The sequence below is a fragment of the Lawsonia intracellularis PHE/MN1-00 genome (assembly GCF_000055945.1).
GTDB classification, from domain to species: Bacteria; Desulfobacterota; Desulfovibrionia; order Desulfovibrionales; family Desulfovibrionaceae; genus Bilophila; species Bilophila intracellularis.
In genome coordinates, this window is sequence record NC_008011.1 from 1,101,301 (window position 1) to 1,127,781 (window position 26,481).

Genomic DNA, 26,481 nt, shown 5'->3' on the forward strand with positions numbered 1-26,481 from the left:
CTTTGAAAGAATTAACACATAATTACAATGTAATTTTTATTACTAATCAAAAATAATAAGCTATTATATTATATACTAGTTAGAAATAACTAAAGGTTAGGTTGTGAAGTTGGCCCTAAGTATTTATGTAGTATATTCCCAATAGATAAAAGAGTAGATTCGTCAAAGGCTTGCCCTATTAGTTGTATCCCTACAGGGAGTCCTTTTACAAGTCCTGCAGGAATGCTCAGGCCAGGTAATCCAGCAAGGTTTAAAGAAACAGTAAAAATATCTTTATGATATATTGTAATAGGTTTTTTTATAGTAGAACCTATTTCCCAAGCTGTTATTGGAGAAACAGGTGTTAATAATATATCACACTTTTTAAATACTGATAAAAAATCTTGGAGGATGAGGTAGCGTACTTGAGCAGCTTTATGATAATAATTTTCATAATAGTCAGTTGAAAGAACATGTGTTCCAAGTAAGATACGTCGTTTAACTTCTTCTCCAAACCCTTTTGTTCGAGAGTTTATATATAATTCTTCTAATGTATGACTATTTTTTGCACGATATCCATATCGTACACCATCAAAACGTGCAAGATTTGATGAAGCTTCTGCTGTGGCAATAATATAATAAGTGGCAATCGCATGATCTGTGGCATGAGGAAGTGAAAGATCAATAGTTTTTGCACCAAGTTCTTTTGCTTGTTCTATAGCCTGTTGGTAGATATCAAGTATAGGGGGGTCAATATGTTCAGAAATAAATTCTTTTGGGATACCAATGGTTATACCTGTTAAGTCTTGTTTTTTTAGGTTAATATAATAGTTATCTGTTGCTTTAAAGGATGATGTAGTATCTTGAGGATCATGTTTAGCCAAGACAGAAAGCATTATAGCTGCATCTTCTACTGTGCGAGTTATTGGTCCAGCTTGGTCTAAAGAAGAAGCATAAGCAATAATACCATATCTAGAAACTCTTCCATAGGTTGGCTTTAAACCTATACATCCACATAGTGCTGCCGGTTGTCTAATAGATCCACCTGTATCTGTCCCAATAGCCGAAAAGCATTGAAAAGCTGCTACGCTAGCTGCAGAGCCTCCACTTGATCCCCCAGGGACACATTTTGTATTCCAAGGGTTATATGTTGGACCAAAAAAAGAGGTTTCTGTAGAAGAACCCATTGCAAACTCATCCAGGTTTGTTTTTCCTATAATAATAGCACCAGCATTTTTGAGTTGCTGTATAATAAAAGCATCATACTGAGGTATAAAGTGTTTCAACATGCAAGAAGCTGCTGTAGTAGGGATATTCTTTGTAAGAATATTATCTTTAACCGCAATAGGTATACCCCAAAGGGGTTTTTTAGGATCAGGAGTAGACTGATCTAGTTTTTTTGCTTCACTTAGTGCTTCTTCTGCACAGATTGTTATAAAAGCATTGATAGTAGGCTCTGTAGCAATAATACGATCAAGACAAGCTTGTGTAACTTCTTCAACACTTTTTTCTCTTGAGATAAGTAAATTATGAATTTGTGCAAGAGAAAGGTGTATATCACTTGTCATAATTTCCCTTATAGTTAGATTTTATTATACAATTCGTGGAACAACAAAAAATTTTTCGTTTGCCTCTGGTGAATTTGTAAGGAATTCCCTTGGGTTAGGGGTTGGTATAGGAATATCATTTCTTTTATTATCTTGCATAATTGTTGATGGGTTATAAAGGGCAGGTATATTTGTTGTTTCTACTTGAACTAATTTTTCTATATCATGTAATATATCTTTATATTCATCATTAAATTTTTTAAGTGTTTCACTGGATGTGTTAAGTTTTGCCAGTTGTGCAAGATAAGTTAAATGTTCTATTGTTAACATAAAATTTTTATTTGAAATTTAAGGAATCTTAGAGAGCAATATATACACTAATTATGTCATGAGTGGTAAATAGAATCAAGTGTTATTAGTGACTGATGACAATTTTTGAAAGATGTAAGTCAGTTTTATTGGACATCAATAAAATTGCCTGGAACTGATTTCCCAGGCAATTCAATATGTGTAGGATAAGCCATAAGGATAGAATGTTTATTGGAGGCGTTTTTTTATTATAGCATATAATCACCACGGTTAATTTTAGCTTTTTCTACGACAGCCATGATACTTAGCTCATTAACCATAGATTCTAAATCAGAATTAGGAGGTTGTATGTTTGCAAGATTTCCTTGTAAATTTTTAGTATGATTTTCTATAGTGGTAAGTTTTTCCCAAGCTCCACGTGTTGTTATTCCTTCTTCTAGTGCTGAGCTATATTCATCCCATGAATTTAAGAGTATACTTGCTTGTTCTGTAATAGAAGTTAATGTAGCATCTTTAACAAATTTTGCTGCTTTTGGCTTAGCAAGTCCCATTAGAAGCATTTGCTCAACATTGCTACTTTTCCCACTAAGGACCTTAGAGGGATTTATAGTACTTGTTGCTGTTAGTTCTTCTGAAAGGAGATTTTCAAAAGAACTCCCTTGGATAGGCTTAGATATTTTTTTAGTTTCTTCTTGTCGTTGTAATTCATTAGCATAATTAATACGGATACTCATATCGCCTCCAAAGCAATCTTATATCTAAAAATTTAAGCAAAAAGCTTGCCAAGAGTAAAGTTAAAATAACCTAGTGAAATATAAATTAATAATGATTAAAAAGATACAGGCAAAAAATTCCAACTTATGATTTTTAATCTGTTAAAACTAGCTTTATACTTGTTTCTTTGCTAGAAAGAGACTATTTTTTAATGAAGTTAGAAGTAAGTGGAATTTTAATTTTTAGCTTAGAGGAATTGATGGATAAATAAGGAGAAAAGAGATGCCTGTATTAAATAAAATTGTTTGTGCGATTGATTTATCGGAGCAAAGTAGAACTATTGCTGACTATGCTGTAATGCTTGCTAAAATGTCTAATGCTTCTATTATAGTTGTATATGTAGCTCCAACACTTACTCAATATACAGGATTTCATATCCCGCCAAATACTATTGATAGTTTTGTTGGTGAAATTGTTTCTGGTGCTGAACAAGCTATAAAAAGTTTTGTGGATACACATTTTCAAGGAGTTAATGCACAAGGAACAGTTGTTGTTGGTTATGCAGCTGAAGAAATATTATCTTTGGCTGAGATTGAAAAAGCAGATATGATAGTTATGGGTACAAGAGGAAGAAAAGGGCTTGATCGTATTTTATTTGGATCTGTTGCTGAAAAGGTTGTAAAAAGTTCAACATGTCCAGTACTTACAGTACATCCTGTAGAGGAAAGTGTATAGAAGTACTAAGCTAGTATGTATCTACAGTTTAACTATTTATCTATTACCTTTTTTTATTAAAAGAATATATTTTTTTATGTTGAAGAGTCCATATTGCAAATCTATATTTAATTAAAAACTTTATATAGTAGGTTTAATATATATTTTCATTAAAATTTTCTATAGATATGATAATAAAAAGCATTTTTTATGTACTATGAGTTATACTTACTGTTATGAAGTTTTACTGTAATATAAGTATGATAATTATATATTTTATATAATAAATAGATTTATTAAAGATGTATGTATTTTCCTATAAAATAATAAAAATAAAAGTGTATAATTATCAATAAAAAGATGTACAAAATTTAGTTAAAGTTTTTAATTTAGTAATACATAATGATATAAAGTATAAAGTCAATATAAAAAATAATATTGTATATAAACAATATATATATATATTCATTTTTGAATAAATTTTACTGTTGATTCATATATATATATATAATAAGTAATAAGCTTTTTATTAAATCTATTACTTAATAAAAGTTCTTTTTAATTAGTTGTTGACCTTATAGTGATATGATACCACATAGTTCTGCTGCTTTTTCTTTGACTTTATTACTTTTAATAATACCTTCACGGAGTATACTTATTGTATTATTTGGATGTAACTCAATGAGTGTTGATGGTAATCCGCCAGTAGGGATAGGAGGTATATCTATAATTCCTTCTATATAGGGATAAAGTCTTATATCAAGTTGAGTAATTTTTGTAACAGGAGGATTTTTATTTATATTTGCACTGGTAGCTATAATAGGTTCTCCAACAAGATCTGCAATTTCCTTTGCAATAGGATGTGAAGAAAGACGAACAGCAACTTTTTGTGTACTAGCTGTAATATATGGTGAAATATTTTTTTTAGCATTAAGTACGATAGAAAGTGCCCCAGGCCAGAAGTGTTGCAGTAAAGGATAGATAATTTGAGGAACTTCTGCTGTTATAGTAAGTTGTTCCCAGTTACCTATAATAAGTGGAAGAGGCATATTAATAGCACGTTGTTTAGCTATAAAAATTTGTTGTATTGTATCCTCATTATTAAAAATTTTGCATCCAAGTCCAAAGAATGTTTCTGTAGGAAAAATAATAAGTTTCCCTTGATTGATGAAATTTACAGCTTCTTTTAAAGAAATTATTTTTAACATATTAAGAATAAGTTGTAATTTTTTTGACTAACCTTTTTTTGATAAGCATTAACGACATTTTTTTATTAAAAGAATATTTTTTTATGTTGAAGAGTCCATATTACTTGAATGTGCTATAATATAAAAGCGATATTACAATACTTAAGTAATTAAGGTAGTTACTTGAGTAAAGTTTATAAAAGTTTCCATTATAAAAGTTATTAACTGCAAAAAGAGATGTACATAAGTGTATTGTAGTAAATGTGATGGGGGTACAGCTAAAAATATATAAGGTAGAAAGTGAATGTGGCTGTATTATGTATTATGTATTTAGTAAGAGAGGTGTATTCCTAGGAATACACCTCTCTTACTTTTTATAGAATGAGTTAAAAAATTAATTAATAGTAATAGTTGAAATGAAAGGAAATATGTTGTTTCTTTTCAATTTTTTTTCTTTTTTCAAAAGAAAGTATCCCATCTATATCAAGAGTTAATGTTGGTGAGAGTTGTACTTCATATGATAAGCCACCTTCTGCCTTTGTATATTTTTTCTTATAACTAGGAGCCGAAATAGTATATTTAAATAGAGGCGTTATCATTGAGTTTGAACTCAAACTATTTGTTTGTTTTAAACCAGAGCTTCCAACTATCCATGTTTGTAGTTGAGAATATTCTGTCAATTCCCATTTAGTTTTCAGACCAATACTTTTTTCTAAAAGGTTTTCCCTATTCTCACTAATTTTACAAACAACAGGAGATTGTTCTTCAGTGTATGGACTCCATCTAACATTGGAGACAAGGCATCCAATATATGGTGTAAGTATTAAAGTTTTTATTGCAGGTATGTTATAGCCAAGATGGATTAATCCACCAGTTAAGGTTATGTCAGGGCTGCCTTTTGTAACAATATGCTTCTCTCCATGGGTAACCCGACGAGAATTTGTAACTTTCCCCCAACTATAGAAACCTATCATAGTACCTGTAATCCCTTTTTTTTCAGGGTTTAAAGTAAAAATAGCAGCTAAACCATCAGTTGTTGATTTAGACTTCACAGAACCATTACTAGAATTAAGTTGTGTTCCTGAATATTCTTTGTATTCTTTTTTGTTAAAGTTATAAGCTAAGCCAATATTAGTTGTAGGAGAGAAGTTAAGCATAATACCTGCTTGTGCTGAACGGAGTTTGTTTTCTAAGTTAGTGGTATACTTATTTATAGAAGTAAATACAGTGTAAGATTTAGTAGGCTGTAGTGCCTCTATAATATTAGTATTTTCAATAGTAGATTTATTGAGGGAGCCAGAAGTTTTTCTATTATTTAAGCAAAGTTGTAATTTTTTATGTGTAGTAGTGGAGAGATGTTTACTAGAGAAGTGGGCCTTTAGAGCAAGAGACTTTAAGGTTTCTGAGATAAACTCAGAGGTGTCAGATAGAGCAAATTGTAAACTTTGTAAAGAACTAAATTGTCCTTCAGGTAAGAGTTCTGCGATTAAGGAGTTAGTGGAGGGATGTTTTTTTGTAAGCAGTTGTGTTTGCCTAGTTTGTTGTCTTCTAGCTCTTCTTCCATTCCCTGGGAGTGGAGTAGGCTGTGCAGGAGTTTGTGCAACAATTGGATGTTGAGGAGTATTTTGTCCTAATGGGCTTGTCCCTGTATTATTTGTACATTGAGGTTGTTGTTGTTGTTGAGCTTGAGATTGTTCACTTTCTCTTACAGCTACTTGGATTTCTTCATTTTCACCAACATTTTTTTGGGGGTCTTCGTTATCTTCTTCCCCTTCTCCTAGGGGGCTATTATAGATATCAAGAGTTTCTAATGTTTCAGTTGTAATACTAGTAACATCTCCTATAATATTAGGAAGATAGGTATGTGGTTTTTTAGGTCTAGGACTCTCCAGATCTAAATTATTACCACAGAAAACTCCTGGGATATACATTGGTCCAGAATCTTCTTTAGTATTATCATCATCTGAGAATTCATCTGGTGGACTTAATGGACAGTTTTTTAATGCTTCTTTTTTGTCTTTATGGTCTTGATTGATAAAGCCAGAAGGTGGTTGTATAGGTGTGGTGTCAGATGTACTAGTTGTTCTTCCTTCAGAAAGCAGAGAATCTCCAACAAGTGTACCGAGTCCAGGTTTCTTTTTTTTCTTTGGTTTTTTCTTTGGAGTATCTGGAATTTTTAGTTCTTCAAATTCAGGTCTATTTAGGGTTGGATAGGGAATGGTAGAATCTTCATTACTAGTAGAAGTTTTTTCTTCTTCACAACAAGTTGGGATGGAACTTGAGGGGTTTTTAGGTGTATGTTTCAGATGCTTTTTCTTTTCTTTTTTTTTCCTTGGGATATCTGGAGTGCATTCATTTTCTATAGCCTCTTTTGTTTTAAGAGGCATAGCATTAGATTGCTGAGAGGTTGATTCTATAGATGGCGAGGGACTATTTGCATGTATAGAAAGTAGTGATTGGTTGCTAGATAGCGTTGAAGTCTGTGTTTGTTTCTTTTTCTGTTTATGATGAGAGCTAGAAGAAGGTTGTTGTTTGTCCCCTGTAGCAACAAGAGTTTTAGCTTCTAATGGCATTTGTACTGTTGTTTGTTCAGAGCTTATAGAGGTTGTAGTTATAACTTCTTCTGATGGAATGTTTGCTGAAAATGTATGTGTTTTAACAGGACTTGTTTTTTTCTCTTTTTTCTTTTTTTTAGTGCTATTAGAGCTAGAAGAAGATTGTTGCTCAGATGAATGTGGTGGTTCGATATCTGTCTCTAAAAGTGAAGAAGACTTGTCTAATGTAGCTATTAGATTCTTTTTTTTTGTTTTTTCCTTTGTATTTGTGGTTTGAATTCCTTGTTGGTTTATTCTAACTGTTGTTTTAGATGTTTCACTTCTTCTATCATCTTTTTTTTCTAATATGATAAATTGTATATTGTTGCCATCTTCACTTTTGGGGGAGGGAGGAATTTTTTCTTTCAGAAGTTGAGTTATTGCTTTTACCTCTTGTAATCTATATGCAAGTCCACTGGTTGGTGGTAATTGAGACAGTTTTTCTTCTGAGAAATTTTTAGTAGCCATTAGTACATCTGTTTGCAGAGTAACTAGGTATTGATATTTTTGTTGTAATGTTGGATCAACTTGTTTTCCTTCTTTAATTTGTTGTCTTATTTGGTCTTCCAGCGTGCGTCTTTTGCTTTCTACAGGTTCAAAAATATTTTTTAATGTAGTTAAATCAAGTTGACTTAGTTGATCAACAGGTAAGCTTAGTAGATCAAAATTTATTTGTTCGGGTGTAGAGGTAGAGCAGGATATATTTTTCTTTAGCATTTCTAATAAGTCTTGAACGTTTTCATGTCTTTTCATTACTTGTTTGATTTGTTGTTGTTCTTCTTCTTCTTCTTTTTCTTTAATAAACTTTGCAAGTTCTACTTGTTGTTCAAGCATGCTACGATATTTTTCTGTTAATTCTTTATCAGCCTGCCCTTCTCTATGTAAATCTTTAATGGTTTGTAGTAGTATATGTAGGGTACTTTGTCCTTCCTCATAGATTGCTTTAATTTTTTGTAATCCAAGATTTTCTAGTAATTGCAGATTAAGAGAGAATACAGATCTTTTAGAAGCTGTCACTAGAGTTTGGGGTTTATCTAAGGGAGCTTTGTTTTTCCCCTGTTTAGTTGATGGAATTTTAGGTCGTACAACAGGTTCTTCTAGGTTTGAAGTTGTTATTATAGAGCTTGAAGCTGATTGAGTAGACTGTGGTATACTACTAGTTTCTATAGAGCTTGAGGTTCTAGTGGTAAGCGTTTCAGTTGATGACACTGGAGCGTATTTTCTCTTAGAGCCTAATGGTGAAGTTAACTGTGCAGCCGTTTGTAATTTATTACTGCTTTCTGCACCTGATAGTCCTAGTTGTGCCAGTTGTCTAATTGTTATCGGTTGTTGAACTAGTGTTTTTAATAATTCAAGCTCACTTTGATTTACCTGAGTATAGCTACCAAATATTAATGGTTCTCTGAGTTGTGGATGTATTATAGTGCAGTTAATAATAATTGATTTTTGACTTGGATTTTTAGTTTTTTGACTTTCTTTTATAGCTGTAACGTTAATATCAAGCTCTGTCTGTTCATCATCAAGGTAGCAGTGAAGTTTTTTTGGTACTAATCCCTTGAGAAAGTTTGAAATATTTGGAGTAGAAGCCTCCTTATCATTCATATCACTATTTTTATCCATAGCAAAAGTTATAGTTACTTTAATACACACTATAGAAAAAAGTAGTATCAGAATACATGGTATACTTTTTATATTAATTTTTGTTAAATATTTAGAGTTATTATTTATATTATTAATATATTTTACTAATCTATATCTATTTAAAAATTTTATTATATATAATAGTTTAATATAATTTATTAGACTTAGTACACATGTATTATTCATTATAAAATTCCTGTAAATATAAATAGTAGAAGGTTGTTTGTTTTATATAAAAACAATAATTTTTCTCTTAATAGAGAATATTTTATTATAAAACTTCATTTTAGAATGAAGTTTTATAATATTTAACTATATAATAAAAAATTATATAACTAAATATTCATAAGTTACAGTAATTATGCAAAGCTATTGCAATAGTATTTGTAAATAGTATGACTATATAATAGTCAAAAAAGCAGTATAATATTTAGCCAAGATTTTTAACTACGGTGATATATAAGGGGAAAATATAAAAAGTCAAGGTAAGAAAAGAAGATTAGACGTAGGTTGAATATAGCTATTTGTGAATATTACATTTTTATAAATAAAATTTTTATAGAATTTTTAACAGCCAGTAGTTGTAACTTATTTCTAATCTTATTCTTATTATATTTTTTTAATAAAAGAGATTAAGTTATAAATTTTTATGTTTATAGCGTTTTTTATGTATGAAGTAACGTTTTACATTAAACTAAGTAGTAAATATGAAGTTTTTGTGTATTTTATTACTAGCTGTAATAGTCTTTCTATATAAGACTTGCAGTTTTTTACAGGTTGTGAAAAGAAGCCTAGTAACTTATATATTAGTTATAATATATAAAGTGAGAAGTTTTTACTTAGCATTAATTATGGTAGTAGTGCATTATACCAGAAGTAATACAATAAAAGATAGACAATCTAAGAGATTTCTGTTTGTATAGGCAGCTTTTTTAGTCCTAAGAAAGATAAAAAATATAAGTAACTACTAGTAAAAAAATTGTGGTATTATATTCTTGTTGTTAAAGGTGTTATATCCAATACTAAAGTATATTGTTGTAAAGGTAATATAAGTTTTGTGAGCTATAAAGTATGTAGTTTCTTTTAAAGAAATTGTATTTAATCTTGCTAAATGAGAGTAATCTCCTATTTGTTAGTTTCTTGTGCTGAGTATAATTATGTCTTCAAAATCATTACGATTAATTGTTGTAGGTCGGTTACGTATACCTTTTTGGAGAGCAGCTGCAGAACATTATTATAAACGTATTTCTTGTTGGAGAGCAATTTATGAAACTATCATTAAAGATGGAAACTCTTCATTATCTGTTTCTCAACGCAAAGCAATGGAAGGAAAAAATATACTTGCAGCCCTTGAACCTATAGATATACCTATTTGTTTAGATGAAAAAGGTAAATCTATCTCTTCACAAGAGTTTGCAAATTTTCTTAGAAATTATTTTGAAAATACAACAAAGCGACCATGTTTTATTATTGGTGGTGCCTTTGGTCTTGATAGTAGTGTATGTAACATTGCTAATGACTGTTTATCGTTAGGGAATATAACATTCCCACATGAACTAGCAAGAGTTATATTTCTTGAACAGGTTTATCGTGCAGAGACTTTATTACGTAATATACCTTATCATCATTAGTACTAGAGAATGTATAGGTATCTTTTTTGAATTGAAGAGGGGAATAAAATTGTTTGTTACTAATAATTAGTTTTAATATAGTATTGTTATGAAGATACATAGTAGTGCATGGATCATTATTGGAGCTTTAGGCCTATGGTTTGGTGTAGAAAATCCTATATGTTATATCCCAGGTCTTATTTTTTTCTATCCTTTATCTTTAATTATATTAGGACATAATGCACCAGGAAAAGTTGATGCATTAAGAGCTGGCTGGATTCTAGGATTACTAGGATCATCTTTAAGTCTTTATTGGCTAGCTGTTCCCATACATACTATAGGTGGTTTACCATGGTTGCTTGCTTGCCCTTGTGTTGTCCTTGTTGGTGGTTCTTTAGGATTTTTTTCTGGTTTGTTTTCATTCTTTGTTTTTTGTTTTCATCATATACAATTTTGGCAGAAAAGCTTAATGCTAGGATTGGTATGGTATTTAATTGAGTGGATAAAAAGTTGGTTTTTTACAGGGTTCCCTTGGCTTCCTTTTACAATGGGATTTGCACGATATCCTGTTATGTTACAATGTGCATCTATTATTGGTTCATATGCTTTGAGTGGACTATATGTAGCTATTCTTTGTTTAGTTTTCTATAGTATTCTCTATTCTCAGTCCAAAGATATTCATAAGTGTAGTATTAAGTGGCCCTTAATAAGGGCTCTATCTGTAGCCTGTATTCTTTTTATAAGTATTGTACTTTTTGGATACATAACTTTAAAGACAAATCCCATTGATATGAATATACAAGATGGAGTTACTATAGCTATTATACAGGGGAATGATGATCAGATTGTTAAATGGAATCCTCAAACAAAATATCGATCTGCTCAAAAATATGTTAGGGCTAGTGAGGAGTTGTTAAAAAATATTTTTCGACTTCATGAAGGTGGGAATACATATTATCCTGACGTTTTTTTGTGGCCTGAAACAGTCATTTTATTTGATTTTAAAGCTGAAGTTGAAAAAGGCATACATAATCCTTTAACATATTTTGTAAATAAATATCAGATTCCTGTTATTTTTGGAGCACCTGGAATAGAAACAGCAGGGAAAGACATAACTATTTTTAATAGATTATATTATTATAGTCCAGGTAACTATAGATTAGATTGCAGTGAATCAAATAAAATAAATAAATCTCTTCAGTGGTATGATAAAGAGCATTTAGTCCCATTTGGAGAATATACACCTCTTTTTTTCAATTTTCCTTTTTTAAGTCAACTATTGCAGGAGGTAGGTACATATACTCCAGGTGAAAAGGTGGCTCCACTTCTTTTTGAAATAAAAGAAACAGTAAAGAAAGGAAGTATAGCATGCTATAGAACTATTTCAATGGGTATACTTATTTGTTATGAGGTAATTTTCCCTGAGTTAGCAAGAAAGCGTGTAGCTGAGGGGGCACAAGTATTTATTACTGTAAGCAATGATTCATGGTTTGGCCATACTATTGCACCAGTTCAGCATTTACAAATTGCCCAGATGCGATCAATAGAGTTTGGACGGTGGATGGCTCGAGCTGCTGTAACAGGGATATCTGCTTTTATAGATCCTTATGGCCGTATTATAGATTCAACAAAAATTTTTATCCCTACATACCTTGTTGGAACTATAAGACCTATTATAGATAATACGGTCTTCTTTTGGATAGAGCCATGGCTTCCAACTTTTGCTATCTTAGTATTATGTATTATGTTGTGGAAAAATAACTTAATAACCCATTCTTGTGGACATAAAAGTAGAGGGTGTTCATGATTCAGTTTCCTGAGTTAAAGGCATGTATCCTATCTTTATCAGAGCAGTTTGAAATTTTTTGGAGGCGTCTTTGACCAACCATCTTATAAAAATCGTCTTTCTGAAATAGAGAAAATTCTTTCAGCACCAGATGCATGGAGTAACCCAGAAGCATTAACGCCTATACTTAAAGAGAAGAGTCAACTTGAAGCAGATAATCTTCGATTTGAAAAATTACATCTTTGTCATACAGAAATGATAGACTGGTTTGAGCTTGTTCAAGAATTTTTAACAACTAATGAGTCCAGTACTGAATTTTTAGAAGCATTAACTGCACTAGAATTACAGGTAAAAAAATTTCAAGATGCTATGGAAGAAGCAGAGATGTATCTTCTTCTTGGAGCAGAAGAAGATAAAATGGATGCTATATTAGAAATTCATCCTGGAGCTGGAGGTACAGAAGCTCAGGATTGGGCAGAAATGTTAGAGCGTATGTATTTACGCTGGGCAGATTTACATGGTTTTTCTAAAGAAGAGATGGATTACCTCCCTGGTGATGAGGCTGGTATTAAATCAGTAACATTGAGAATTTCTGGTGAGAATGCTTATGGGTTGCTTAAAGGAGAAAGAGGAATACATAGGCTTATTCGCATTTCTCCATTTGACTCGTCTGGAAGGCGTCATACGTCTTTTGCATCTGTTGACGTTATTCCTGACGCAGGTGAAGAAGTTGTTATAGATATAAAAGATTCTGATTTACGTATTGATGTTTTTCGCTCAAGTGGTCCTGGAGGACAGAGCGTAAATACAACAAGTTCTGCTGTTCGTATAACACATATCCCCACAGGAATTGTTGCTCAATGTCAAAATGAAAAGTCACAACACCATAATAAAGAGTCTGCAATGCGTATTCTTAGAGCTAGGCTTTATGAGCAAGAAATTAAATTACGTGATGCTGCAAAACAAGCTCAATATATGGGGAAAGAAGCAATTAGCTTTGGAAGCCAAATACGTACATATACAATGCAGCCTTATAGGCTAGTCAAAGATCATAGAACAAACTGTGAGTCTAGTGATGTTGAGGCTGTTTTAGGTGGACAGATTGATAAATTTATTAACTCTTATTTATTATCAACATATAGAAATAATAGCTTATAAGAAATATTAGTAGTTATGATAACTTTTATAAATGAATAGATAAGTATAATCTTTGAAATATGATGAACTAAATTTTAATAAATAATATGTTATTAAGATAGAAAGTGTTGAAGTATTTTTTAAAACTGTAAATAAGTGTAAATATTATTTATAGTTAGTTACATAACAAATGTATATTCATTCTATTTATAGAATAGTATTCTTTATTTAAAAGTAGATATACTAAAACTAAAAATAGTATATAGTTATTTTAAAAGTAGAATTAAATTATGTCATGATTTTTTGATAATATAATAGAAATAATAGAGTAAATTATGGTGATAATGTGATACAATAAATTCTTATGATAGATAATATGATAATTTGATATCTTGATTTATGGTGGAGTATAGATTATATTGCTGTTTCTCTTACACATGTAAAGATTCCTTATGGAGTTGCCATGAACAAAAGTGAACTTGTGAAGTCTTTATCTGAACAGGCAAATATTTCTTTAGATGAAGCTACATTGGTTGTTAATACGTTTGTAGATAGCATGAAAGAATCTCTTCTCAAAGGTGGTCGAGTTGAGGTTCGTGGATTTGGTAGTTTTAAAGTAAAAGAGTATGAAGGATATGCTGGCCGTAATCCTCGTACAGGCGAAAAGGTTGTTGTACAACCAAAACGTCTTCCATTTTTTCGTGCAGGTAAAGAGCTGAAGGAATATCTTAATAGCTAGATTTACCTCTTTGTTAGTAAATATAATTTTTCTTTATTATAGTATAATTCTTTTCTAGAGGGAGTAAAAATTTTTAATAAAGATATTTATTAAACTATTATTAAATAACTGGCTATAGAATTATATTATATTCTATACTTAATTAAGACTACTTAAAAGAGAACTATCTTTTAGTAGTCTTTTTTATTAGTTATTGATTATGCCAAATTGATTAACTATGCTATAATTGTATGCTATCTAACTATTTTTTACTTTTATTTATATAATAACCTTACATTATAATTAATGATTGTAACTAAGAGCAATAATTAATATTGGAAAATTACTATGTTTAGCAGAGAAGATATACCTAGTATAGAATTTTTTAAACTTCATGGTTGTGGAAATGATTTTGTTTTTATTGACAATAGATCTCTTTTTATTCCTAAAGAAAAAATGTCTAGTTGGGCAGAGGTAATTTGTAGACGTAAGAGAGGCGTTGGAGCTGACGGTATTGCATTTTTTGAGCTATCTACAATAGCTGGTGCTGATTATATGTGGCATTTTTTTAACTCTGATGGTTCAAGAGCTGAAATGTGTGGGAATGCTAGTCGTTGTATGGGGGTATTAGCTGTTAAGATAGGTCTTGCTAATATGCAGCATACATTAAGTACGGATGCTGGGTTAATAAGTATTACTGTTGGTGATGAGTTACAGGATGCAACTGTAACTATGACAGATCCAACAAATATTTTGTTGAATGTATCTCTAGAAGTAGAAAAAGAAACACAACAAGTACATTTTGTTAACACAGGGGTACCACATCTTGTTGTATTTCATGATAATCTTATTGATTATGATATTATACCTAAAGGAAAGTTATTACGAGGACACTCTCATTTTTCTCCTGAGGGAGTAAATGTAAATTTTGTTAAGATTGAAAGTCCAAATTCTATGTTTGTAAGAACTTATGAGCGTGGTGTGGAAGATGAAACTCTAGCTTGTGGTACAGGTGTATGTGCATCTGTTATTATTGCAAATCAACTTGGGTTAGTTGGAACTAACGTCAAAGTCATGACGGCAAGTAAAGAGATAATAGAGCTTAATTTGAATAATGGAAAAGTATTAATGAAAGGACCTGTTGTTCATGTTTACACAGGACAACTGCAATTGTCAGAGCTAGGTCTTTTTTGACAATAAAAAATAAAAAAATTATTATTTTGGTAGGTTATATCTTTTAATGGAGTATGTTATGGGGCAAATACAATTTCAAGGAGCAATCACAGCACTAGTCACACCTTTTAAAAAAGGAGAGATAGATCTTGAGTGTTATCGAGAAATCATTGAATGGCAGATTGAGCAAGGTATTAATGGATTAGTTTCTTGTGGTACTACAGGAGAAAGTGCAACATTAACATATGAGGAATATAAGTTATTAATTAAAGCATGTGTTGAACAAACAAAAAGCCGCGTCCCTGTAATTGCAGGTGCTGGTTCGAATGATACAGCTAAAGCAATTCAGCTTACAAAAATTGCAAAAGAGTTAGGGGCGGATGGAGTATTACATGTTACTCCATATTATAATAAACCAACTCAAGAGGGTTTATTCCAACATTTTAAGACAATAGCAAGTCAGGAATCTATTCCTATCTTATTATACAATGTCCCAGGGCGTACTGGTTGTAACTTACTGCCTGAAACAGTTGCACGTATTGTCCAAGATATACCAGAAGTTGTTGGCATAAAAGATGCTACAGGAAATTTAGAACAATTTTCTGAAATTATTGAATTTTGTCCTATTGGGTTCCAAGTATTAACTGGTGATGATTTTACTATATTACCATCTATGATCCTAGGAGGATGTGGCGTTATTTCTGTAATATCTAATATTGTTCCAGCTATGGTTGTTGAGCTATGTTCATTAATTGAAAAAAATAAATTAGAGGAAGCACGTCAAATCCATTATAATTTAGCGCCACTATGTAGGTTAATGTTTGTTGAAACAAATCCTATCCCTGTAAAAACGGCTCTTTCTTTAATGGAGAAGTTAGAGCTTGAATTTAGGTTACCTTTAACAGAGCTTAGCCCTATAAATTTTACTAAGCTAGAGTCTACACTAAAAAATATAGGGATTATAAGTAAATAGTAATCTTTCTTTGTAGATAAGTATAGTTAAAGTAAAATAAATAGATTAGATTTGGATGTTAGTTGAGTTCTTAGTATAAGAAACTAACTATATCTAATAGCAAATTATAATAATGTACTATTAGTAACTAATGTTGTTTTATGAGATTATTAATCTATACTATTTATTATAATAAATGATACTTTATTAACTAACTTATTTATGTTATATATTAAAAAAAGTCTTATAGCATTATCTTTTGGTACCCTTGGACTGGGTATTGCAGAATTTATAATAATAGGCATATTACCTTATATTGCTACTGATTTTGGTATAACTATACCTACTGCAGGACATCTCATTTCAGCATATGCTTCTGGTGTATTTATTGGTGCTCCTTTTTTAATATTTGTTCGTCGTTATCCCCTAAAAAATATTCTATTGGCTTTAATAGTTATTATTATGTTAGGCAACCTGATAGCATCCATTGCTTTTAACTATGAGACAATGATGTTAGCTCGTTTTATTTCTGGACTTCCTCATGGATCCTATTTTGGAGTTGGTTCTATTATTGCTGAGAAGTTATCAGATAAGGGAAAATCTACAGAAGCTATTTCTATAATGATATCTGGGATGACGGTTGCTAACTTATTTGGTGTCCCATTAGGAACATTCTTAGGTGTTACGCTCTCTTGGAGAATAGGTTTTTTGATTGTTGTTGGCTGGGGACTAGTCACATTTTTTTATGTATGGCGATGGGTTCCTCAGATAGAGAATGTACCAGATACAGGCCTTAAAGGACAATTTTATTTTCTTAAAAGACTTGCACCTTGGTTACTAATTATTGCTACTATATTAGGTAATGGAGCTGTTTTTTGTTGGTATAGTTATATTATACCATTATTAACAAATGTATCAGGTTTTTCTCCTCATAGCGCAACATTGCTTATTGTTTTTGCAGGTGTGGGGATGGTAATAGGTAATTTTTTTGGTGGAGTATTGTCTGATCGTTTGATGCCAATTCGTATAGCAATTTTTATACAAGGGTTGCTCAGTATTGTCCTTATTTGTATCTTTTTTTTCTCTTATATCCCATGGGTTTCCATCTTATTGATGATATTAGGTACTGCTTGTTTATTTGCTTTAAGTAGTCCACAACAGTTATTATTAATTAAGTTTTCCAAAGGCGGAGAATTGTTAGGAACATCAAGTGCACAAATGGCTTTTAACTTGGGGAATGCTATTGGGGCATATTGTGGTGGGTTACCTATTCAAATGGGGTTAGGATATCAGTATTCAGCATTAGTTGGTGTTCCATTTTCAGTAATAGGTTGTTTTATATTATATTTCTTTTACCAAAAATTTGGTATGATAAAAGTAAATTGAGTAATGAGTATTCTGAGTTATTAATAGTATCTTCTTATTAATTATTACTATATTAGTAGTATTGGGACATTAATAAGAAAGATAGGATAAGTAGAGCTATAATTATAATTAAAAATGTATTTTTGTAATTCTATATATGTCTAAAAAATCTGTAATTAGACCTAATCCTGAAGATTTAAAGTTGCCCTTAATTGGTGCAGATTCTCATGCACATTTAGTGTTTCCTGAGTTATTTACTAGACTCTCTGAAGTTATTAAGAGAGCAGCCTCTGCAGGTGTTGCTTTTTTAGGGAACGTTTTTTTAAGTATTCAAGAGTATCAAGAGTATAATGAAGTTTTAAAAACTATTCCTGGAATATTTTTTCTTTTAGGCATTCACCCTTGTGATGCTATGAAGTTTAATAAAAATATCCTTAAAATTATGTATGATCTCTTTCGTTGTGATGAACAATTAAAAGCAGTTGGTGAGATAGGGTTAGATTTTTATCATAAAGATTGTACTGCTACTCTCCAAGAAGAAGTTTTTAGAGCTCAGCTTAACTTTGCAAGAGAGATGAGAAAACCCATAGTAATACATTCACGTGATGCTGCAAGGGATACGATTAGGATTCTTGAGTCTGAAGGATGTATAGCTTACCCTGTACTTTGGCATTGCTTTAGTGGTGATGCAGTATCTTTTCTAGATAGAATTTTAAGTAATGGTTGGAATATTTCTGTTGCAGGGCCTGTTACATATCCTGGGAACAAAGAACTACAAGAAGTAATCCCTATGATTCCAGAAGACAAGTTATTAATTGAAACAGATTGTCCATACCTTTCTCCAGTTCCATGGAGAGGAAAGTGCAATGAACCAGCTTTGGTTGTTTTTACTGCAGCATATATAGCTTCTTTAAAGAAGATAGATATTATAGAACTTTGGACACAATGCGGAGAAAATACTAAAAAATTTTTTATGTTATCATAACTTAAGCGTATCATTACTCTATTGTTACTTATACATGTTTATTAATTCCACTGAAAAAAGAAGTTTGTCCTCCCGAGAAATCCATAATAGAACTAATGCCCCCTCCTCCAGAGCCTGAATACCATGCCATCATAGATTCAACTTGAACACGTTGTCTAATAGCATTAACATCAATTCGTTGTTGTTTTCGTGATTCTTCAACATTGTTAAGAGCTTGTATTTTTTCAAATTGTTTAACAAGATCAGGGTTGTCTTCAAAAAATTTTTCTACTTTTTCTTTCTCTGGTGAGTCTGCAATAACTTTTATTCCTCCTTCATCTCCTGAAACAAGTTGAAATTTAACATTTTCATCTAATCCTGCTTCTTTTAATCCTTCTTTTACTTTAGTATCAAATTCATTTTGGAGTTGATCTCTGTAAGAAATAATAGTTGAAAAAGATATTTTATCAGTAGGCCCAAGTCCCATACCATCCATGGTGGCACTTACAGCTTGTTGTAACCAACTTATAGGATTACTTGAAAGATAGTTGTTGTTTTTTTGTGTTCTTTGAGAATTATTTTTTACTGCTTCTGTATTTTTTGTCTCAGTATTTGAATGTAGGTTTTCAGTAGATGATTTTTTTTCATAATTAGTTGAAACGTAACTATTTTTGAGTGGTGTAATAGACATATTTAATTCCTTATTGTAAATAAATATTTTTTGTATTTATAATGCAATATTCATACTATTAATGTATAATGCTTTTGTTTATGATTATGTTAGTGATAAAGAATAGTTTAAGAAATTAGTAATATTGTAGAGATAGTTAAATTTTTATTGTGTGTTATTTAAATAACGATATAATAAAGTTTAATATTCAACATAGTAGTAGAATAAGAAATATGAAGAATTTTAAATAGTAAGAAGAAAGGATTAAAAAATTAATATGGCTGTAATTTTGTTAGGTAATGAACATATATGGAAGTTACCTTTTTGTCGTTTAGAATTTGTTGCTATTCTTGAGAAAATGTTATCTTTTGCAAAGTTACAAACAATAGAAGTTTATTTAGTATCAGATACAACAATTGCGTTTTTTAATCTTCATTATATGAATTGTTTAGGGATAACAAACGTCCTTTCTTTTCCCATGGATGACGAAGATCTTGCTGGAAGTATTATTTTATCTGTTGATGCTGTTTGTCGAGAATCATTATTATATCGTCAGCCTATTTTAGATTATTGTTTATCATTATTATCTCATGGAATTGCACATATTGCTGGATATACTCATGGAGTAGAGATGGATAAATTTTGTAGTAACTTATTATTACCTTTTAAGTTAGCTTAGGTATGCTAGCAGAAATGTAACGTAAGTTATTATACCTCCTCATTTTCTCTTGCTATTTTTTTGTATATGTAGTATTAATTATTGTATAGTGAGTGATGTTTTTTATTTTTTGATAATAACTTGTTATATTTTTTTATATAATTTAATTGTTAAATATATCCATAATAGTATCATTTTACTAGGATATAAGGGTTGTCCAAGGAGGACATGCAGATGGCTGAAGTTATATACAAAGGAAAAAACTTCGAAGTCGATGAAGATGGTTTTTTATTAAATTTTGAAAATTGGGGCCCAGAGTGGGTTGATTATGTAAAAGAATCTGAGGGTATTAGTGAAGTAACAGATGCTCATAGAAAGATTATAGAATTTTTGCAAGATTATTATAAAAAAAATGGAATTGCACCTATGGTGAGAATTATTTCTAAAAATACTGGTTATAAACTTAAAGAAATTTATGAATTTTTCCCATCAGGTCCTGGGAAGGGCGCTTGTAGAATGGCTGGATTACCAAAGCCAACAGGCTGTGTTTAACTAATTTTATTCATATATTATAAATAATGTTAAATCTATTATGATTTTTTATTTTTATGCATTAACTATATTGTAATAATTTTACTAATAATTAGATTATTTTTATTTTTTTCAAAAAATATACTTTTCAAAATACAACATTTTAGGTTAGTTATCTTATCAGCATAAAATAATGTACTATGAAAATAATACAATTAGAATAAATAATGATTATTAATTTTATAATAAAAAATACTTAATGAACTTCTTTACCTTATTTGTTATGGACCGGTATACTAGAGGCCAGGACTAAAACAAAATAGTCTTTGTTAGGGAAGGGATTGTACCTGAGAAAGGGAGGCGTACATGAAAATTATCCATTCTGCAATTTTTGCTGTTACATTATTAACAGCATGGTCAACAGTTTGCTTTGCTGCAGAAGTTACAGCTAGTTGTACTAAACGTGTTGAAAGCTATAATTATCTTGTGGATTATTCAGGCTCTATGATGATGAAACATGTTGCTGTTAGAGAGCCTAAAATAGAATTAGCAAAAGAAGCTATATTAAAAATTAATGCGGCAATGCCTAAAATGTCATATCAAGGTGGATTATATACTTTTGCACCTTATTCTGTAATTATTCCCCAAGGTTCTTGGAATTCATGTGTTGCCGAATGTGCGGTTAATACAATTAAGTCTGATTTAGAAATTTTTGGTCGTCTTACTCCTATGGGAGACGGCATAAAAATGCATGAAACAGTCATTAATCAAATGCCCCCTCAGGCAGCCGTTATTCTTCTCACTGATGGTCATAATAATTTAGGGATGAATCCTGTTGAGGAAGTAAAATCTATATATCAAACAAATCCTAATGTTTGTTTTCATGTAGTTTCATTTGCAGATGATGCTGAAGGCAAAGCAATAATTGATCAAATTGTTGCACTTAATAGTGGAAGTGTTCTTGTTGATGGTTTACAGCTTCTACAAAATCCTGCTGTTTGCCAAGAATTTGTTAATAGTGTTTTTTGTCAAGAGCAAATTCTTGTTACAGAAGAAGTTGTTGTACTTCGTGGTGTAAACTTTGCTTTTGATTCTTTTGCATTAGATGATACTGCTAAAGCTATTTTAGAAGAAACAGTTCGTCTTATCAGAGCAAATCCAGATTTTAATGTTCGTTTGCTTGGGTGGACAGATAGTACTGGTCCTGATGCATATAACTTGCGTTTATCACAAGAACGTGCTGATGCAGTTAAAAACTTCTTGGTTAAAATGGGTATACCTTCAAATCGTTTATTTGCTAAAGGAATGGGTAAATCCTATCAGTATAATAATGCTACAAAAGAAGGACGATATATGAATCGTCGTACAGAACTTGTCTTTTTTGATTAGTATATAAAAATTAATTACTAAATAAGAAGGGCTTGGATTCAAGCCCTTTTTTTGTGAAGGGGTTTTATATGAAAAAATTTTTTTTCTTTTTAGTTATGCTTATACCTTTTTTAAGTATAATTCCTCAGGTAGAAGTGTTAGCTAAAGTTAATATACAATCAGAACAAGAGGTAAAAGAAAAATTAGAACATTTTGCAAAAGAATATCTATGTCAAGCTAATAAAAATTTAAAATGTAATAGAGATGCAAAATTTATTACTAAAGTTGGGGATGAATTTATAGCTAAATTCCATGAAGTTGACATAGATAGCCTTTCAATAGAGTTATATCCTAGTTCTTCTTCAAAAAGTATATTGTATGTTGGCTATGTGATATATATAGAGAAATGTTATGAGTGTAGGGCAAAAACAAAAGTTGAAGCTGAACAAGGGAACTTTAAAGTTACAGCAGGAAGAAGAGTTCGTGAGTTAGCAAGATTTACAAATGGGAAATGGATAATATAGTTTTGCTATTTATATGAAATGAATATTTAGATATATCTAATATAAAGCAAAAGAAGGTATGCAAGGCATACCTTCTTTTGCTTTATATTAGATATATCTAAAACTAAGAATCTATCTCTATTAAAACAGGACGTTCTTCAAGTTCTTCAAGAAATTTGTTTGGACGTTCTTTTTGTTCAGGAACAACAATATCTAACTCCATATATTCCCTATAACCTGTCCCTGCAGGAATAAGTCGACCAACAATAACGTTTTCTTTTAGTCCTCTCAGGTAATCCATTTTTCCTTTTAGAGAAGCTTCTGTAAGAACTTTTGTCGTTTCTTGGAATGAAGCTGCTGAAATAAATGATGAAGTTGTTAGTGAGGCTTGAGTAATTCCTAATACCAATGGTTCTGCTGTAGCGGGTTCTAATCCTTCTTCCACAATTTTTTGGTTTTCTTCTTTAAAGTCACCTTTATCTACTTGTTCTCCAACAAGGAACGTTGTTCCTCCAGGATTTGTTACAGTGATTTTACGTAACATTTGTCGAACAATGACTTCAATATGTTTATCGTCAATTCCTACACCTTGAAAGCGGTAAACTTCTTGAATTTCATCAACAAGATATGCAGCAAGATACTTTTCACCTCTTGTTTTAAGGATATCATGAAGTTCAGGATGTCCTTCTGTTAAGAGATCTCCTGCTTCAACAAAGTCACCATCAGAAACGTTAATGTGTTTACCTTTTGGAATAAGATATTCTTTAGGATCACCTATTTCAGGAGTAACAATAAGTTTACGTTTTCCTTTGGATTCACCTGCATAAGTAACTATACCTGCAATTTCGGAAACAACAGCCATATCTTTTGGTTTACGGACTTCAAACAATTCAGCAACTCGAGGAAGCCCGCCAACAATATCACGTGTTTTTGAAGTTTCACGAGGTTTACGAGCTATAATGTCCCCAGCTTGTACTTCTTGACCATCTTTGACCATTATAATAGCTCCTGCAGGGAGACTATATATTGCAGGTGTTGTACTTGTGATACGTTGTTTTGTTTGGCCTTCTGCATCACATATTGATATTGAAGGACGGAAGCTAGTAGTTCTGTATTCAATTATTGTCATGGATGATTGATGAGTAGCTTCATCAAGTTTTTCTTGGTATGTTTTCCCATCAATAAGATCGGTAAATTTGATAAATCCATTTACTTCAGAGACAAAAGGTTCGTTAAAAGGATCCCATTCTGCAAGAAAAGTACCTTTTGTGACTTCTTGTCCTTCTTTTACATAAAGTCTAGCTCCATTAGGTAAAGAATATCTTTCTCTTTCTCGTCCTTGTTCATCTACGATAGAAAGTTGACCACTTTTACCTATTACAAGATGGACGCCATCACGATTTTCAACTGACTTAACACGAGTAAGAACAATTCTTCCAGAATGAAGAGCTTCAAAATTAGAGCGTTCAATTTCGCGTGAGGCAGTTCCACCAATATGGAAAGTACGCATGGTAAGTTGTGTCCCAGGTTCACCAATAGATTGAGCTGCAATTATACCAACAGTTTCACCTATGTTGACAAGATGGCCACGAGCAAGATCACGTCCATAACATAATGCACATACCCCACGTTCAGACTGACAAGTTAATGCAGATCTAATAGTGACAGAAGCAATACCAATTTCTTCAAGTTTTTTAACAACATATTCGTCTATAAGAGTATTTTCAGGGAAGATGATTTCATTAGTAACAGGATGATAGATAGGATAGAGAAGAACTCGGCCTAGAATTCTTTCACTAAGGTTTTGTTTGATTTCTCCACCATCTTGAACTTGTTTAACTTCAATACCATCTACAGTCCCACAGTCATTTTTATAAACAATAACATCTTGGACAACATCTACAAGACGACGAGTAAGATATCCAGAGTTAGCAGTTTTTAGAGCAGTGTCTGCAAGACCTTTTCGGGCACCATGTGTAGATGTAAAATATTGGAGTACCGTTAATCCTTCACGGAAGTTAGAAGTGATTGGTGTTTCAATAATTTCACCTGAAGGTTTAGCCATTAACCCACGCATTCCTGCTAACTGTCGCATTTGATCCTGGTTTCCTCGAGCACCAGAGTTGGACATCATAAAAATAGGATTAAAGCTTTGGTTGACTTCTGTTCTTTCTGTCTTTGGATCTTTAACAACTTCTGTAGAAATTTCTTTGGTCATTTCTGAAGAAATATCTTGTGTAGCTTTAGTCCAAACGTCAACAACTTTATTATATTTTTCTGTACGGGTGATAATACCATCACGGTATTGACGTTCAATATCGTCAACTTCAGAAGTAGCTGTATCAATGATTGTTTTTTTGGTAGCAGGAATAATGAGATCTTTCACACCAATTGTGATGCCTGCTCTTGTAGCATATTCATATCCAATGTCTTTTAGGCGGTCACAGAGAATAACAGTTGCTTTGATTCCAGCATCACGATAAGCATTTCCAACAAGAGTAGCAATATTTTTTTTAGTAAGAACACAATTAACGTATTCGAATTTAAGCCCTTTGGGCAGACCTTCCCAAACAAGAATACGTCCTGCTGTAGTATTATATATATTCCCATCTTCCATGCGGACTTTAATTTTTGCATGGATGTTGACTTGGTTATTATCAATAGCTGAAATAACTTCCCATGGGGCACAGAAAACCATTCCTTCACCTTTTTCAAAAGAGCGTTCTACAGTCATATAATAAAGACCTAGAACAATATCTTGTGATGGTACAATAACAGGTGAGCCATTTGCAGGAGAGAGAATATTGTTTGTACTCATCATAAGCACACGACACTCTACCTGTGCTTCTACTGATAAAGGTATATGTACAGCCATTTGGTCGCCATCAAAGTCTGCATTATATGCTGCACAAACAAGAGGATGGAGTTGAATTGCTTTTCCTTCAACAAGGAGAGGTTCAAAGGCTTGAATTCCTAGCCTGTGAAGGGTAGGGGCACGATTAAGTAGTATTGGGTATTCACGAACAACATCAGAAAGGATATCCCATACAACAAGTTCTTCACGTTCAACAATTTTTTTGGCACTTTTGATAGTAGATGCATGCCCTCTTTTTTCAAGTTCAGAGTAAATAAAAGGTTTAAACAGTTCTAGTGCCATTTTTTTAGGTAATCCACATTGATGTAGTTTTAACTTGGGACCTACAACAATGACTGAACGTCCAGAATAATCTACTCGTTTACCAAGTAAGTTTTGACGGAATCGACCTTGTTTTCCTTTAATCATGTCAGAGAGTGATTTTAAAGGTCGACCATTTGTGCCTGCAATAGCACGTCCACGACGTCCGTTATCAAAAAGAGCGTCAACGGCTTCTTGAAGCATTCGTTTTTCATTACGAATAATAATTTCTGGAGCACCAAGCTCCATAAGTCGTTTTAAACGATTATTTCTATTAATAACTCTACGATATAGATCGTTTAAGTCAGATGTTGCAAAACGTCCTCCATCAAGAGGAACAAGGGGACGTAATTCTGGTGGAATAACAGGTATAACCTCCATAATCATCCATTCAGGTCGGTTTCCGGACTCAATAAAGGCTTCTACAACTTTAAGACGTTTGGTAAGTTTTTTCTTTTTTGTTTGTGATTTAGTTGACTGAGATTCTTCACGTAGGGAGTTACGCAGTGTTTCAAGATTTAATTCTTCTAAAAGTCCACGTATAGCTTCAGCACCCATTCCTACAACAAAAGATTCTTCATTAATATGCTCTATGACTTGTAAGTATTGATCTTCAGAAATAACTTGCATTTTTGTTAAGTTAGTAGAGCCTGGATCAAGTACAATATATGAGTCAAAATATAAAACTTTTTCAAGATCTGCCATAGCCATATCAAGAAGGGTACCAATTTTAGATGGTAGAGTTTTGAGAAACCATATATGTGCAACTGGAGCTGCAAGTTCTATGTGACCCATTCGCTCACGCCTTACTTTAGAAGCAATAACTTCAACACCGCATTTTTCACAGACAATACCACGGTGTTTCATTCTTTTATATTTACCACAGTTGCATTCGTAATCTTTAACAGGTCCAAAAATTTTAGCACAAAATAAACCATCGCGTTCTGGTTTAAATGTACGATAATTAATAGTCTCTGGTTTTTTAACTTCACCATATGACCATTCTCTAATATTCTCAGGAGAAGCAATAGAAATTTGAATAGCTTTAAGATTACGAATTTGTGTAGCATTTGCAGTTGCTGTACTACGAACAGTAAAAAGTTCATCAAGGCTCATGTATATGTCCCCCCCCCCCTTCCTGAATTAGGCCAATGGGTTATCTTAAATAGTTATTAATAATTATTGA

The 26,481-nt window shown here is 31.9% G+C and carries 20 protein-coding genes; 13 read left to right on the forward strand and 7 right to left on the reverse strand.

Going from position 1 to position 26,481, the window contains the following annotated elements:
* Window positions 1-89: 89 nt before the first annotated feature.
* From gatA to LI_RS04840, 3 genes are all read right to left on the reverse strand, one after another.
* Window positions 90-1,547 (reverse strand): Asp-tRNA(Asn)/Glu-tRNA(Gln) amidotransferase subunit GatA, encoded by a 1,458-nt coding sequence (gene gatA, locus LI_RS04830; RefSeq protein WP_011526968.1) that lies wholly within the window; start codon window positions 1,545-1,547, stop codon window positions 90-92.
* Window positions 1,548-1,571: 24 nt separating this feature from the next.
* Window positions 1,572-1,856 carry an Asp-tRNA(Asn)/Glu-tRNA(Gln) amidotransferase subunit GatC gene (gene gatC, locus LI_RS04835; RefSeq protein ID WP_011526969.1) on the reverse strand — a complete coding sequence of 95 codons (285 nt, stop codon included), beginning with the start codon at window positions 1,854-1,856 and terminating at the stop codon, window positions 1,572-1,574.
* Between the two features lie 227 nt (window positions 1,857-2,083).
* Window positions 2,084-2,569, reverse strand: coding sequence for a hypothetical protein (locus LI_RS04840; RefSeq protein WP_011526970.1), 486 nt, complete (start codon window positions 2,567-2,569; stop codon window positions 2,084-2,086).
* Between the two features lie 262 nt (window positions 2,570-2,831).
* Between LI_RS04840 and LI_RS04845 the strand changes: the two genes are divergently transcribed.
* Window positions 2,832-3,284 carry a universal stress protein gene (locus tag LI_RS04845; RefSeq protein ID WP_011526971.1) on the forward strand — a complete coding sequence of 151 codons (453 nt, stop codon included), beginning with the start codon at window positions 2,832-2,834 and terminating at the stop codon, window positions 3,282-3,284.
* Between the two features lie 554 nt (window positions 3,285-3,838).
* On the opposite strand, the gene LI_RS04850 is transcribed toward LI_RS04845, so the two are convergent.
* Together LI_RS04850 and LI_RS04855 are read right to left on the reverse strand one after the other, a co-directional pair.
* On the reverse strand, window positions 3,839-4,471 hold the full coding sequence (locus LI_RS04850) for an L-threonylcarbamoyladenylate synthase (protein ID WP_011526972.1): 633 nt from the start codon (window positions 4,469-4,471) through the stop codon (window positions 3,839-3,841).
* A 377-nt stretch (window positions 4,472-4,848) separates the two neighbouring features.
* Complete coding sequence (locus LI_RS04855) at window positions 4,849-8,664, reverse strand: autotransporter outer membrane beta-barrel domain-containing protein (RefSeq protein ID WP_231850138.1); 3,816 nt, start codon at window positions 8,662-8,664, stop codon at window positions 4,849-4,851.
* Between the two features lie 1,178 nt (window positions 8,665-9,842).
* Between LI_RS04855 and LI_RS04860 the strand changes: the two genes are divergently transcribed.
* The 8 genes from LI_RS04860 to LI_RS04895 all read left to right on the forward strand — a co-directional run bounded on the left by LI_RS04860 (window position 9,843) and on the right by LI_RS04895 (window position 18,411).
* Window positions 9,843-10,316: a 23S rRNA (pseudouridine(1915)-N(3))-methyltransferase RlmH gene (locus LI_RS04860; protein ID WP_011526974.1), complete on the forward strand. Its 474-nt coding sequence runs from the start codon at window positions 9,843-9,845 to the stop codon at window positions 10,314-10,316.
* 88 nt (window positions 10,317-10,404) lie between these two features.
* Window positions 10,405-12,102, forward strand: a complete 1,698-nt coding sequence (lnt, locus tag LI_RS04865; protein ID WP_011526975.1) for an apolipoprotein N-acyltransferase — start codon at window positions 10,405-10,407, stop codon at window positions 12,100-12,102.
* Window positions 12,099-13,239, forward strand: a protein-coding gene (gene prfB / locus LI_RS04870) for a peptide chain release factor 2 (RefSeq protein ID WP_172621351.1) whose coding sequence is annotated in 2 segments (ribosomal slippage) — window positions 12,099-12,173 and window positions 12,175-13,239 — 1,140 coding nt in all. Because the reading frame shifts where the segments join, the coding sequence is not laid out codon by codon here. The genes lnt and prfB overlap by 4 nt, the downstream gene beginning before the upstream one ends.
* 442 nt (window positions 13,240-13,681) lie before the next feature.
* On the forward strand, window positions 13,682-13,957 hold the full coding sequence (locus tag LI_RS04875; RefSeq protein WP_011526977.1) for an HU family DNA-binding protein: 276 nt from the start codon (window positions 13,682-13,684) through the stop codon (window positions 13,955-13,957).
* A gap of 327 nt (window positions 13,958-14,284) precedes the next feature.
* On the forward strand, window positions 14,285-15,130 hold the full coding sequence (gene dapF, locus LI_RS04880; protein WP_011526978.1) for a diaminopimelate epimerase: 846 nt from the start codon (window positions 14,285-14,287) through the stop codon (window positions 15,128-15,130).
* Between the two features lie 67 nt (window positions 15,131-15,197).
* Window positions 15,198-16,082 (forward strand): 4-hydroxy-tetrahydrodipicolinate synthase, encoded by an 885-nt coding sequence (dapA, locus tag LI_RS04885; protein WP_041817097.1) that lies wholly within the window; start codon window positions 15,198-15,200, stop codon window positions 16,080-16,082.
* A 201-nt stretch (window positions 16,083-16,283) separates the two neighbouring features.
* The gene (araJ, locus tag LI_RS04890) at window positions 16,284-17,447 is read left to right on the forward strand and encodes an MFS transporter AraJ (protein ID WP_011526980.1); all 1,164 of its coding nucleotides are present in this window, start codon (window positions 16,284-16,286) and stop codon (window positions 17,445-17,447) included.
* 136 nt (window positions 17,448-17,583) lie between these two features.
* Window positions 17,584-18,411, forward strand: a complete 828-nt coding sequence (locus tag LI_RS04895) for a TatD family hydrolase (protein WP_015353795.1) — start codon at window positions 17,584-17,586, stop codon at window positions 18,409-18,411.
* Window positions 18,412-18,439: 28 nt separating this feature from the next.
* Here the strand turns inward: LI_RS04895 and LI_RS04900 are convergent, their stop codons facing one another.
* Window positions 18,440-19,081, reverse strand: coding sequence for a hypothetical protein (locus LI_RS04900; protein ID WP_011526982.1), 642 nt, complete (start codon window positions 19,079-19,081; stop codon window positions 18,440-18,442).
* 256 nt (window positions 19,082-19,337) lie between these two features.
* On the opposite strand from LI_RS04900, the gene ybeY reads away from it, so the two are divergent.
* The 4 genes from ybeY (at window position 19,338) to LI_RS04920 (ending at window position 22,141) form a co-directional block, all read left to right on the forward strand.
* Window positions 19,338-19,739, forward strand: coding sequence for an rRNA maturation RNase YbeY (gene ybeY / locus LI_RS04905; RefSeq protein ID WP_011526983.1), 402 nt, complete (start codon window positions 19,338-19,340; stop codon window positions 19,737-19,739).
* 213 nt (window positions 19,740-19,952) lie between these two features.
* Window positions 19,953-20,270 carry a TusE/DsrC/DsvC family sulfur relay protein gene (locus tag LI_RS04910; RefSeq protein WP_011526984.1) on the forward strand — a complete coding sequence of 106 codons (318 nt, stop codon included), beginning with the start codon at window positions 19,953-19,955 and terminating at the stop codon, window positions 20,268-20,270.
* A gap of 345 nt (window positions 20,271-20,615) precedes the next feature.
* Window positions 20,616-21,638, forward strand: coding sequence for an OmpA family protein (locus tag LI_RS04915; RefSeq protein WP_011526985.1), 1,023 nt, complete (start codon window positions 20,616-20,618; stop codon window positions 21,636-21,638).
* Window positions 21,639-21,706: 68 nt separating this feature from the next.
* A complete protein-coding gene (locus LI_RS04920; protein WP_223604166.1) occupies window positions 21,707-22,141 on the forward strand; it encodes a hypothetical protein in 435 nt (144 codons plus the stop codon).
* Between the two features lie 103 nt (window positions 22,142-22,244).
* Here LI_RS04920 and rpoC read toward each other — a convergent pair whose 3' ends face one another.
* A complete protein-coding gene (gene rpoC / locus LI_RS04925) occupies window positions 22,245-26,411 on the reverse strand; it encodes a DNA-directed RNA polymerase subunit beta' (RefSeq protein WP_011526987.1) in 4,167 nt (1,388 codons plus the stop codon).
* Window positions 26,412-26,481: the final 70 nt, after the last annotated feature.

Coding starts and splice junctions, on each gene's coding strand:
- LI_RS04875 (WP_011526977.1), top strand. CDS start 13,682: ATGAACAAAAGTGAACTTGTGAAGTCTTTATCTGAACAGGCAAATATT.
- LI_RS04915 (WP_011526985.1), top strand. CDS start 20,616: ATGAAAATTATCCATTCTGCAATTTTTGCTGTTACATTATTAACAGCA.
- dapF (WP_011526978.1), top strand. CDS start 14,285: ATGTTTAGCAGAGAAGATATACCTAGTATAGAATTTTTTAAACTTCAT.
- ybeY (WP_011526983.1), top strand. CDS start 19,338: ATGGCTGTAATTTTGTTAGGTAATGAACATATATGGAAGTTACCTTTT.
- LI_RS04855 (WP_231850138.1), bottom strand. CDS start 8,664: ATGGATAAAAATAGTGATATGAATGATAAGGAGGCTTCTACTCCAAAT.
- LI_RS04850 (WP_011526972.1), bottom strand. CDS start 4,471: ATGTTAAAAATAATTTCTTTAAAAGAAGCTGTAAATTTCATCAATCAA.
- rpoC (WP_011526987.1), bottom strand. CDS start 26,411: ATGAGCCTTGATGAACTTTTTACTGTTCGTAGTACAGCAACTGCAAAT.
- LI_RS04895 (WP_015353795.1), top strand. CDS start 17,584: ATGTCTAAAAAATCTGTAATTAGACCTAATCCTGAAGATTTAAAGTTG.
- LI_RS04900 (WP_011526982.1), bottom strand. CDS start 19,081: ATGTCTATTACACCACTCAAAAATAGTTACGTTTCAACTAATTATGAA.
- gatA (WP_011526968.1), bottom strand. CDS start 1,547: ATGACAAGTGATATACACCTTTCTCTTGCACAAATTCATAATTTACTT.
- LI_RS04920 (WP_223604166.1), top strand. CDS start 21,707: ATGAAAAAATTTTTTTTCTTTTTAGTTATGCTTATACCTTTTTTAAGT.
- LI_RS04910 (WP_011526984.1), top strand. CDS start 19,953: ATGGCTGAAGTTATATACAAAGGAAAAAACTTCGAAGTCGATGAAGAT.
- lnt (WP_011526975.1), top strand. CDS start 10,405: ATGAAGATACATAGTAGTGCATGGATCATTATTGGAGCTTTAGGCCTA.
- LI_RS04845 (WP_011526971.1), top strand. CDS start 2,832: ATGCCTGTATTAAATAAAATTGTTTGTGCGATTGATTTATCGGAGCAA.
- araJ (WP_011526980.1), top strand. CDS start 16,284: ATGTTATATATTAAAAAAAGTCTTATAGCATTATCTTTTGGTACCCTT.
- LI_RS04860 (WP_011526974.1), top strand. CDS start 9,843: ATGTCTTCAAAATCATTACGATTAATTGTTGTAGGTCGGTTACGTATA.
- gatC (WP_011526969.1), bottom strand. CDS start 1,856: ATGTTAACAATAGAACATTTAACTTATCTTGCACAACTGGCAAAACTT.
- LI_RS04840 (WP_011526970.1), bottom strand. CDS start 2,569: ATGAGTATCCGTATTAATTATGCTAATGAATTACAACGACAAGAAGAA.